This window comes from Arcicella aurantiaca (genome assembly GCF_003148625.1).
Lineage (GTDB): Bacteria > Bacteroidota > Bacteroidia > Cytophagales > Spirosomataceae > Arcicella > Arcicella aurantiaca.
Genome location: NZ_QGGO01000054.1, coordinates 1 through 12039 on the forward strand (window position 1 = coordinate 1; position 12039 = coordinate 12039).

At 34.3% G+C, this 12039-nt stretch carries 10 protein-coding genes and 1 pseudogene; 10 read left to right on the top strand and 1 reads right to left on the bottom strand.

Annotation, left to right across the window (positions count from 1 at the left end; translation table 11 throughout):
* Positions 1-133 precede the first annotated feature (133 nt).
* The 10 genes from LV89_RS24530 (at position 134) to LV89_RS24575 (ending at position 11498) form a co-directional block, all read left to right on the top strand.
* Positions 134-832: an IS630 family transposase gene (locus LV89_RS24530; RefSeq protein ID WP_262509886.1), complete on the top strand. Its 699-nt coding sequence runs from the start codon at positions 134-136 to the stop codon at positions 830-832.
* A 19-nt stretch (positions 833-851) separates the two neighbouring features.
* Entirely contained in the window at positions 852-2096 is a 1245-nt protein-coding gene (locus LV89_RS24535) for a TolC family protein (RefSeq protein ID WP_109745636.1), read from the top strand.
* A 166-nt stretch (positions 2097-2262) separates the two neighbouring features.
* Entirely contained in the window at positions 2263-3246 is a 984-nt protein-coding gene (locus LV89_RS24540) for an HlyD family secretion protein (protein WP_109745637.1), read from the top strand.
* Positions 3247-3290: 44 nt separating this feature from the next.
* Entirely contained in the window at positions 3291-4208 is a 918-nt protein-coding gene (locus LV89_RS24545; protein ID WP_109745638.1) for an ABC transporter ATP-binding protein, read from the top strand.
* Positions 4201-4947, top strand: coding sequence for an ABC transporter ATP-binding protein (locus LV89_RS24550; RefSeq protein WP_109745639.1), 747 nt, complete (start codon positions 4201-4203; stop codon positions 4945-4947). Before LV89_RS24545 ends, LV89_RS24550 begins: the two co-directional genes overlap by 8 nt.
* 98 nt (positions 4948-5045) lie before the next feature.
* Positions 5046-6152 (top strand): ABC transporter permease, encoded by a 1107-nt coding sequence (locus LV89_RS24555; RefSeq protein WP_109745640.1) that lies wholly within the window; start codon positions 5046-5048, stop codon positions 6150-6152.
* A gap of 1 nt (position 6153) precedes the next feature.
* Positions 6154-6978 (top strand): AraC family transcriptional regulator, encoded by an 825-nt coding sequence (locus tag LV89_RS24560; RefSeq protein ID WP_109745641.1) that lies wholly within the window; start codon positions 6154-6156, stop codon positions 6976-6978.
* A 223-nt stretch (positions 6979-7201) separates the two neighbouring features.
* Positions 7202-8344: an agmatine deiminase family protein gene (locus tag LV89_RS24565; RefSeq protein ID WP_109745642.1), complete on the top strand. Its 1143-nt coding sequence runs from the start codon at positions 7202-7204 to the stop codon at positions 8342-8344.
* 66 nt (positions 8345-8410) lie between these two features.
* On the top strand, positions 8411-9532 hold the full coding sequence (locus tag LV89_RS24570) for an ABC transporter permease (protein WP_109745643.1): 1122 nt from the start codon (positions 8411-8413) through the stop codon (positions 9530-9532).
* Positions 9533-9611: 79 nt separating this feature from the next.
* On the top strand, positions 9612-11498 hold the full coding sequence (locus LV89_RS24575) for a CocE/NonD family hydrolase (RefSeq protein ID WP_109745644.1): 1887 nt from the start codon (positions 9612-9614) through the stop codon (positions 11496-11498).
* 236 nt (positions 11499-11734) lie between these two features.
* Here the strand turns inward: LV89_RS24575 and LV89_RS25445 are convergent.
* A pseudogene (locus LV89_RS25445) lies at positions 11735-12039 on the bottom strand (hypothetical protein); the annotation flags it as partial.

The window sequence follows — 12039 nt, forward strand, 5'->3', positions numbered from 1 at the left end:
CTTTTTGGTTTAAACGTTGGGAGGATAATAAATCCCGAGGTCTCAAAGATTTAGCACGTAGTGGTCGCCCCAGTATATTGACTCCAAAGGAAAAAAAAGTATCATCGAATCTTCCCTGTTAGGAATTGTAAATATTAATCTTCGATGTAATGAATTAAATAAAACCTTTGGCAAACGATTTAGTAAATGGACTTTGATTCGATTGCTACAACTACATTTGTTTACTTGGCGGAGAGTGACAAAATCCCTTGAATCTCAAAGAGATGAAGGAATGTTTCAATTTTTCAAACAAGAACTTGCTTTACTGAGGCAAGAACAACATTTGGGAAAAATAAACCTTTGGTACTATGATGAAAGTGGATTTAATCTCAATCCAACTACCATGTATGCTTGGTTACCTGCCAGACAAACCCTTAAATTACCTGCACAAAGAGGGAACATATTAACCGTTGCGGGGTTTCTTTCGGATGAAAATAGCCTACAAGCCTATGCACATCAAGGAAGTACCACCTCTCAACATTTTATCAAATATATGGATGATTTCATTAAACAATATCCTCCAAAGTTGAAAACAATTATTCTCATTGATAACGCATCTTTTCATAAATCAGCTCAAGTCAAAGCAAAATTTAAGGAATGGAAAGCTCAGAATATATTTTTGCAGTTTCTCCCTCCCTATGCTTCTGAATTGAATCCTATTGAAATTCTGTGGCATCATGCTAAACATTTATGGCTTAACATTGAAGATTATGAAGATGCAAATACGCTTAAAAAAGCAATAATAAATATATTTGAAAATGTAGGAAGCAAATACACGATTAATTTTGCTTAACTACTTAAAACATATTTTCATGCTAATAATGGTCATTTGTGGCTTTTCAGTTTCTGCTCAAACAACATTGCAAGCTTGTATTGAATTAGCAGAAAAAAATAGTCCACAAGCACAACTTTTGCCATTAATTAAAGAAACACAAAACATTCAGATTGATGCTTTGAATAAAAATTTATTACCACAAGCATCTTTGGGAGGACAAGCTACTTGGCAGTCAGCAGTGACTGGTCTGCCCATTTCTTTACCAAATATTTCTATGCCGAGTATTCCAAAAGACCAATACAAAGTAACTTTAGATTTAACGCAAAATATTTGGGATGGAGGCTTGACAAAAGGACAAAAGAAGTTGGCGTCCGCAGCAGCAAATACCGATTCAAAAAGTATTGAGAACAATATTTTTCAACTAAAAGAACAAATTTCAAACCTATACTTTGGGGTTTTATTGGCTGATAAACAATTGGCAAATACAGAAATCTCAAGAAATGACCTTGAAAGTCAGGCGAAGAAAATTCAGGCAAATTTACAAAATGGAACCGCCATTAAAGGAAATGTTTTGATGATTGAAGCTCGTTTGATTGAACTAAAACAAATTCAAAGAGAAATCAAAAGTAGAAAATTAGCAGCTCTGAAAGGTCTTTCGATTTTGACAGGTAAAGAATTTTCAGCAACTACAATTTTGGAAGAACCTCAAAATCAAGCGATTGAAGATGCGAATATTGACCGTCCAGAGCTAAAATTATTTGATGCTCAAAAAGAATTAAGCGAAGCTAACAAATCATTAATAAAAGCAAAATATGCTCCTAAAGTTAATCTCTTTGCAACTGGTGGTTATGGCAGACCAGCCTTAAATTTTCTTTCCCCAGACTTCAGCACATATTTTATTGGAGGTTTAGCTTTAAAAATTCCGTTATCACATCTATACTTAAAAACACAAAATTCAGATTTGCGACAATTAGATATTAACAAAGAAAAAATTGACCGTCAAAAAGAGCTTTTTTTACAACAAACAAATCTAAAATTAGCTTCTCAAAATGAAGACGTAGCAAAATTGCAAGACCAAATCAAAGAAGATTCTCGACTGATTGAAATTAGAGAATACATGAAAAAAACGGCAGAAAATAAACTCGAAAACGGCATCATTACCGTAAGCGATTATATTTCAGAAGTTGATAATGAAGCAACGGCCAAACAAAATTTGAGTTTACACCAAGTTCAATTGTTACAAATTATCAATAATATAAAAATTACAAAAGGTAAAATGTAATTGGGGGTTAGGGGTTAGGATTTAGGGGTTAGTTAAAATAGTTAAAACTTTTTCAAATCTTAGTGCCTTCCTGACAGAATACAACAAAGTTGAATTATAAAATATTTATTACTACTTTGATTCTTAGTGCCTTCGTGGCAAAAATAAAAATCAACCATTCATAGCAATGAAAAAATCATACAAAATATATTTTCTTTCGGCATTTATTTTGGGCTTATCAGCCTGTAATTCTTCAAAAAATGACTTTGATGCAACAGGTGTTTTTGAAGCAGAAGAAATAATTATTTCGGCAGAATCAAGTGGAAAACTCCTCAATTTCAATATTTCAGAAGGTGATAACTTGAAAAAAGGTCAAGAAATTGGTGCAGTTGATTGTCAAAATATTGGTTTACAAAAAGCACAAGTGCAAGCAAGTATTGAGGCTTTGAAACTGAAACAAAATAATGCTTCACCACAAATTCAGATATTTTATAAGCAATTAGAAAGTCAAAAATCGGTAATGGCTACGCAAAAAGAACAAATGACAGTTTTGGAAAAAGAGCGTAAAAGAATCCAAAATTTAGTAAATGCAGAAGCCGTTCCTTCTAAACAATTAGATGATATTATCGGACAAATCGACATTTTGAAAAGACAAATGGAAAGTACGCAAAGTCAATTGGCGGTAATTACGCAGCAAATTACTTCACAAAAAGAGCAAGTAAATATTCAAAATAAAGGCATTTTGAGTGAAACACAACCTTTACAAGTGAGAATATCTCAAATAGATGAACAGTTAGGTCATTGCAAAATCACTAATCCAATTGACGGAACAGTTTTGGTAAAATATGCTGAAGCTCAAGAAATTACAGGCATGGGCAAGCCACTTTATAAAATTGCCAATTTAGAAACCATGACCCTTCGTGCCTATATTGCAGGTACGCAATTGGGGCAAGTAAAAGTAAATCAGCCAGTTAAGATTTTTATTGATAATGGTAAAGATTCTTACAAAGAAATGATGGGAACAATTTCTTGGATTTCGAGCAAGTCGGAATTTACACCAAAAACGATTCAGACAAAAGATGAAAGAGCTAATTTGGTTTATGCTACCAAAATCAAAGTAAAAAATGATGGTTTTCTCAAGATTGGAATGTATGGCGAAGTGAAGTTTTAGATTTCAAAAATCACTAATTCATAATCACTCACCCAATTCTAAAAATGGCAGAAGTAATCATTCAAAATATCACTAAAACCTACGAAAAAGGCACTGTTAAAGCACTCGACAACGTGAGTTTTTCGGTAAAATCTGGAGAACTTTTCGGGTTAATCGGGGCTGATGGAGCAGGAAAGTCAACATTATTTCGGATTCTCACGACATTATTAATTGCAGACAGTGGCACTGCGACGGTTGCAGGTTTTGATGTTGTGAAAGAGTTTAATGAAATCAGAAAAATCGTTGGCTACATGCCAGGAAAATTCTCTCTTTACCAAGACCTCAGTATCGAAGAAAATCTCAACTTCTTTGCAACGGTATTTGGAACGACAGTTGAAGAAAACTACGAATTGATTCGAGAAATTTACGTACAGATTGAGCCTTTTAAAAAGCGTTTGGCGGGACAACTTTCGGGAGGAATGAAACAAAAATTAGCCCTTTGCTGTGCCTTAATTCATGAACCTAAAGTTTTGTTTTTAGACGAACCAACCACAGGCGTTGACCCTGTTTCGAGAAAAGAGTTTTGGGAAATGTTAGAAAGATTGAAAGAACGTGGCATAACCATTATTGTATCAACACCTTACATGGACGAAGCAAAGCTTTGCGACAGAATTGCCCTCATTCAAAACAGTAAAATATTGGATATTGACACATTAGAAGGGATTTTAAGTAAAAACAAACAGAATCTTTTTGCCGTCAGCAGTGATAAAATGTATCAATTATTAAAAGATTTACGAGCCTATCCAGATACTATTTCTTGTTTTGCTTTTGGACAGAAACACCATTTACAGCTTAAAACAAACGAAAATAGCCTAAACAATCTCATGCCATATCTTGAACAGAAAGGACACTCAAATATTGCAATCAAAGCCGTGAGTCCAGATATTGAAGATACATTTATAAAATTAATGCAAGATGCTTAGTCAAGAAACCGTCATAAAAACCCATAATCTTACTAAAACATTCGGAGATTTCATTGCCGTAAATGCCATTACTTTTGAAGTAAAAGCAGGTGAAATTTTCGGTTTTTTGGGGGCTAATGGTGCAGGAAAAACCACCGCCATGCGAATTTTATGTGGCTTACTCTCCCCTACTTCTGGCGAAGCAAGCGTTGCAGGTTATGATGTATATAAAGAGAATGAATCCATCAAAAAACACATTGGCTACATGAGTCAAAAGTTTTCTCTCTTTGAAAATTTGACTGTTAAAGAAAACATAGAATTCTTCGGGGGTATTTATGGCTTGTCTCGAAAAGAAATCAAAGAAAAAGGAAATGACCTAATCCATCGGCTCGGTATGGAAAAAGAAGCGGAGAAGTTAGTTGGCTCATTGCCATTGGGTTGGAAACAAAAAATATCCTTCTCAACCGCCATTTTACACCAACCTAAAATTGTGTTTTTGGACGAACCCACAGGAGGAGTTGACCCCATCACAAGGCGACAATTTTGGGATATGATTTACGAAGCAACCGATTCGGGAATTACCGTTTTTGTAACCACGCACTACATGGACGAAGCCGAATATTGCAACCGAGTTTCCATTATGGTGGACGGTACAATTTCAGCTTTGGACACGCCCAATAATTTAAAACATCAATTTGAAACAGATTCAATGGAAGGTGTTTTCTTGAAATTGGCAAGACAGGCGAAACGGGGAGAATAATCATTAACCGCAAGGACGCAAAGACGCTAAACGTCTTCTATTTTTCACTATTTTTAAAAAATAGCGTCTTAGCGTCCTTGCGGTTAATCAACAAAATCATGAAACTATTTTTCGCATTTATCCGCAAGGAATTTTGGCACGTACTTCGGGATACTCGCAGTTTAATTATTCTGTTAGGTTTGCCCGTAATGATGATGCTTTTGTTTGGTTTTGCATTGTCAAACGAAGTTAAAAACTCAAATATTGGCATTTTAGACCTTTCTCACGATGAAAGTACCATTCAACTTGCTAATAGATTTGACCAAAGTCGTTACTTTTCTGTCATTAAAAAATTAACTCGTGAAAGTGAAATTGGCGAAGCTTTTCGTAAAAATGAATTGCGAATGGTTGCGATTTTTCCGCCAAATTTTCAAGATAATCTTTCCCACAATAAACAAACGCAAATAAGATTTATTGGTGATGCCACCGACCCAAACACCTCAAATATCATGATAAATTATGCTTCGGCAATTATCAGAGATTATCAAAATGAGATTTTAGGAGAGCAGAAATTACTATACAGAATAGAATTGGAAAGTAGTATGTTGTACAATCCAAAATTGAGTAGTGCTTTTAATTTTGTGCCTGGCGTTATGACCTTGATTCTGATGCTTTTGGGGGCAATGATGACCTCCGTTTCTATCGTAAAAGAGAAAGAAAAAGGCACAATGGAAATTCTGTTGGTGTCGCCCATGCGACCGATTATGGTTGTTATTACCAAAGCAATTCCCTATTTATTACTCTGTTTTGTAGATGTTTTACTCATTTTATTGTTGGCTTATACCGTGCTTGATATGCCCATGCGTGGAAATATCGCTTTGCTTTTAGCAGAATCCATTTTGTTCATTTTCACTACTTTATCTTTAGGATTATTAATATCAAACTTAGTGAATACCCAACAAGTAGCCATGTTTATTTCGTTGGTAGGTTTATTAATGCCTGCGTTAATTTTCAGCGGTTTTATGTTTCCCTTAGAAAATATGCCTTTACCAATGCAAATAATCAGCAATTTGATTCCCACAAAGTGGTTTTATAGCATCGTGAGTACCATCATGGTTAAAGGATTAGGAATAGAATATATCTGGAAACAAACATTAATTTTAGTTGGAATGACGATATTTTATTTAACGATAGCACTGAAGAAATTTAAGATTAGATTGGAATAAAATGGATTTAGAGCAAATTCAACATATTGTCAAGTACGTCGAAGATAACTTTCATCGTAATATCCCGATTGAAGAATTGGAAGATATTGGTTGTTATTCATACCGAAATCTTCAACGTGTTTTTCAAAATATTTTTGAGGAGACTTTGGGAGCATTTCAGAAACGGTTAAAACTTGAAAATGGCTATAAAAAACTAATTTATACTTCAGATATTGTTACGGATATTGCCTTTTCTGTCGGATTTGAAAGTCTGCAAGCTTTTACAAAATCTTTCAAAAAACAATTTCAAATTTCACCAACCGAGGCACGAAACAATAAATTAAAAATATTTGAATCATTCCTACATGATGTTCAAAACAAACCATTAATTCAGCCCGAAATAGTCTATCTCAATCCTATTCAAATTTATTATCAAAGCATAAAAACAAGCAATTACAACAATTATGAAATTGAAAAACATTGGGATAAAATAGACCAAATATTTCATAAAAATAATCGAGTTTCATACTATGGAATTATCGTTGACCAACCTTTAATTACCATTGAAAAACATTGCCGTTATGAAGCTTGTGTAACGGAATACCCAAATGACAAATCATATTTAACGAAAGAAATATTGGGTAGAAAATACGCTAAATACATCCATAAAGGCGATTATGAGCAAATTGAAGATACTTATCGAATGATTTATAAAGATTGGCTTTTGAAAGCAAAATTAGAATTTGATAGTTCGCCTGTGATTGAGCATTATCTAATCCATGATTTTGATACTGATGAAAAAGATAGCCTTATTACAGAAATTTTGTTCCCTTTGAAGAAAATATAAATGAAAACAAATAGACCACAGATTTAAGAGATTTGACAGATTTACGCAGATTTTTATCTTCATTTTATTCGAGTATAAATCTATTACATCTGTATCATCAGTGGGCTAATTTTGTCTTATTACAAAAGCTTTATAATTTCAGTAACTTGTCAATTTTGGACAACATGAGCGTTGATATGAAAGGTAATTTTGCATAAAAGTTATCAACTTAAATCTCAGAAAAATGAAACGTATGTTAATTCCAGTATTATCGCTATTGATGTTATTGACCTCTTGCGAAGCCGAAGAAATCGGCACGCAAACTGACACAAATGTAGGTTCAAATAATCGGTCGGCTACCGATGTTTTGTACACCATGCCCGACGAAGCCGACCAACACGAAGGAACTTGGTTGCAATGGCCACATCATTATCAGTACGGCACTACTTACCGTAAAAGATTAGATGCCACGTGGGTTGCCATGACAAAAGCACTCGTTTCGGGTGAAAAAGTGCATATCATAGCATATAATCTTACCGAAAAAGACAGAATCCAAAAATTACTCGTTTCGGCAGGTGTTCCATTACAAAATATAGAATTTAAAATTTATGCTACTGACGACGTTTGGGTTAGAGATAATGGTCCTATTTATGTAAAAGATAAAAATGGGCAATTGTTGCTTGAAGATTGGGGATTTAATGGTTGGGGGAAAAAGGCAAATTATCAAAATTGTAATGCTATTCCTTCAAAAATAGGAAAAGACCAAAGCCAAAAAGTTATTGATTTGAACAACTTAATGACCAACGAAGGCGGGGCTGTTGAATTGGATGGGAACGGTACATTTATTGCTACAAAAAGTGCCATTTTAAACAAAAACAGAAACCCCAATATGACTCAAGCACAAGCTGAAGCAAATTTTACCAAGTATTTGGGCGTAACAAATTTTATTTGGTTAGACGGCGTTGCAGGTTTAGAAATTACAGATATGCACATTGACGGTTTTGTGAAATTTGCTAATAAAAACACCCTTGTTACCATGTCGGAAGATGACCTTCTGAATTGGGAAGTTCCAGCAAAAGACATAGACCAAATTTATCTTGCACAAAATAAAGACGGAATTGCTTATCACATTGTGAATCTGCCACTTACAAAAAATAATGTAAAAACAGAATATGGTAAAAACTTAGGGTATCAGGGTTCTTATGTCAATTATTACATTGCGAATAACTGCATTTTAGTACCCAACTATAACGACCCAAATGATGTTATTGCCAATCAGATTATCCAGAATTTATACCCAAACAGAAAGGTAGTTGGAATTGATGTTAGAAACCTTTATGCCAACGGAGGAATGGTACATTGTGTAACCCAACAACAACCCAAATAGGTATTTATATGTAGCACGGGAAGGATTCCCGTGCTACATTAGACACAAACCTTACAGTAACGAATTATGAGAAACTTATTATTCATTTTGCAGAAAGAATTTAGACAAATATTTCGTGATACCACCATTTTACGAATGATGTTTATCATGCCCATTATGCAGTTGATTGTAATTCCATTGGCTGCTGATTATGAAATTAAACATCTATCAATCAGCGTCATTGACCAAGACCATTCGAGTTATTCCAGAAGATTGGTTTCTAAACTTACTTCATCTGATTATTTTAGGGTTATTCAATTTGACAATGCTTATGCAAAAGGTTTGGATAATGTTGGAAAAGGAAAATCAGATTTAATTTTAACCATTCCTGCACATTTTGAAAGAGATTTAATCAAAGAAAATTCTGCCAAATTAGCTTTAGCCGCCGATGCTTCCAATAATGTCAAAGCGGGTTTGGGTTCGTCGTATGCCGTGCAAATGATTGCTGATTTCAATAATGAAATTCGAGAAGAATGGATACAATTACCCAAATTTGTGGATATGCCCCAAGTCCAAATCACAACCTCCAATTGGTATAATCCTCATATTGATTACCATTTATTTATGGTTCCCGGAATTTTGGCAATTTTGGTAACGATGGTCGGAAGTTTTTTAGCGAGTTTAAATATTGTTTCAGAAAAAGAAAAAGGGACAATGGAGCAAATAAACGTTACACCCATCAAAAAACATGAATTTATTTTAGGGAAATTAATTCCCTTTTGGATTCTCGGCATGATTTCAATTACAATCGGTATGATAGTTTCATTTGTGGTTTTCAAAATCACACCAAACGGCTCATATTTAACCATTTACGGCTTTTCTGCTATATATCTATTATCCGTTTTAGGAATTGGTTTATTAATAAGCACGTTTTCAGATTCTCAACAACAAGCCACTCTTTTCGCCTTTTTCTTCATGATGATTTTTGTGTTAATGAGCGGACTTTATACGCCCATCGAGAGTATGCCAGATTGGGCGAGATACATTGCCAATTGTAATCCGCCAATGTATTTTGTAAAAGTTATCCGAGCAATATTTTTAAAAGGAAGTTCATTTTCAGATTTATTACCCGACTTCCTAAAAATTATTGGCTTTGCCATTTTCTTTAATGGATTAGCAATTTTCAATTACAGAAAAAGGAGTGCTTGATGTTTATTGAGCGGTATTTTTGGTAAAGTGCCGAGAGCGTTTATCTTTGTATTTTACCAAAAACTCAACAAACATTCACATGAAAAACCTAATATTTTCTATATTCATTTGTGTTTTGGCACTTAGTTCAAAAGCTCAAATGATGTCAGTTGCACAACAAGATTCTGCTTTTATTCGTGAAAATTATGTAAAATCTCAAGTGCAAATTGCCATGCGTGATGGCGTAAAATTATTTGCGAATATTTACACACCCAAAGACGCCTCTCCTACCAACAAATACCCAATGGTAATGCAACGCACTTGCTACGACGTTGCTCCCTACGGCAAAGATGATTATCCCAAAATGTTGTACTACTCACGTTATATGATGCGTGAAAAATTCATTTTTGTTGACCAAGATGTTCGTGGACGATGGATGTCGGAAGGAGTTTGGACAAATGTCACACCCCAAATTGACCATAAGACAAAAAATACCGATGTTGATGAATCTTCGGATACTTATGACACCATTGATTGGTTAGTAAAAAATGTTCCAAATAACAACGGACGAGTTGGACAATACGGAATTTCGTATCCCGGTTTTTATACCGTTGCAGGAGCATTGAGCGGTCACCCAGCTTTAAAAGCAGCATCTCCACAAGCACCAGTCACAGATTTTTTCTTTGAAGATTTCCACCATAATGGAGCATTTACCTTAGGTTACGGTTTAACATTTCCTGTTTTTGGCTTTCAGCATCCTGCTCCAACTTCAAATTCATGGTACGACGATAAGTTTCCAAAAGTAAACACCGCCGATGGCTTCGATTGGTATAAATCATTAACACCACTTAAAAATATTGATAAAATATATGGGGATAATTTCTTTTGGCAAGAAACCACTCAACATCCAAATTATGATGATTTTTGGCAAAAACGTAGTATTATTCCACATTTGAAAAACGTTAAAAACTTACCTGCTCTGATGGTAGTAGGTGGTTGGTATGATGCCGAAGATTTACCCGGTCCTTTGAATGTTTACAAAAACATTGAGAAAAATAACGCCAACGTTTACAACACTTTAGTAATGGGACCTTTCGGACATGGCGATTGGGCTCGTGAACGTGGGCATCATTTTCACTCAAATGTTTATTTTGGCGATAGTATTTCAACCTATTTTCAGAAAAATATGGAGTTAAAATTCTTCAAACACTTTTTGAAAGAATCAGGTGATGGCAAAACAGGTTTACCAGAAGCATTTTTATTTGATACGGGTAAAAAAGAATGGCGTGAATTTTCGGAATATCCAGTAAAAACGGCTCAGAAAGTGGATTTCTACTTAAATTCAAATGGTAAAATTGCCACAGGAATATCAGGAAATGGATTTAGTGAATATGTTTCTGACCCTTCAAAACCTGTTCCATATACAGAAGACCCAAAGCAAATTTTAGGTTTTTCTCCAAGAAATTACATGAGCGAAGACCAACGTTTTGCAGGTAGAAGAACTGACGTTTTAACTTTTGAAACCGATGTTTTAACAGAAGACATGACACTCGGTGGTGAAATTATGGCAAATTTAAAAATCGCAACCACAGGAACTGATGCCGATTTTTTCGTAAAATTAATCGACGTTTATCCTGGTGATGAGAAAAATAGTCTGTACACACCAAAGCACATCACTTTGGGTGGTTATCAGCAAATGGTTCGTAGCGAAATTATGCGTTCTCGTTTTAGAAATTCTTTTTCAAAGCCTGAACCGTTAGTGGCAAATCAGAAAACTGATGTCAATTTCCGTTTGCAAGATGTACTGCATACTTTCAAAAAAGGTCATAAAATCATGATTCAAGTGCAATCTACGGCATTTCCCTTGTTCGATATTAACCCTCAGAAATACGTAGAAAATATTTATAAAGCCAACGAATCTGATTTTCAAAAAGCAACTCATAAAGTTTATGCTGATAGCAAAATAACAGTTGAGGTATTAAAATAGTTATTGGAAATTGGGCATTGGTTAAAATATTCAACATAAACAAATATCCCCAATTAAAACAAGAGAACTAACTAATTCTACTTTGGCACTCTAAATAAATGGGCAAATTTGACTTTGGGGGAACTTCCCGAAAGTTTAAAACTTTCGGGAAGTTGAACGATAAATACCCAAATTCCCATCTTTTTTTTAAAAGTGTCAAAGTAGAACTAATCATTAATATAAATATGAAATTTACTCTACCCGATGATTTTTGTTACGTATTGATAATGAAATAGTTGTATTTGAATCCACCGAGTAAATTTATTTAAAAATTCATCCCAGATTTTTATAAATCCTTGATTGATATTTCTGAAACCTTCTCTCAAAATATCAAGCCCTTTTCGGAAAAAACTATTGGATTTATACCCATGTTTTTTAATTCTGATTTTTTTTACTTTTTTATGATGATGTTTTCCAATATTCGTACATATTCCAACTGCTATACTAACAAAAACGATTAGCTTTTTAATTTTTTCGCTTGATTTTAGGTGCGTATTTTCTA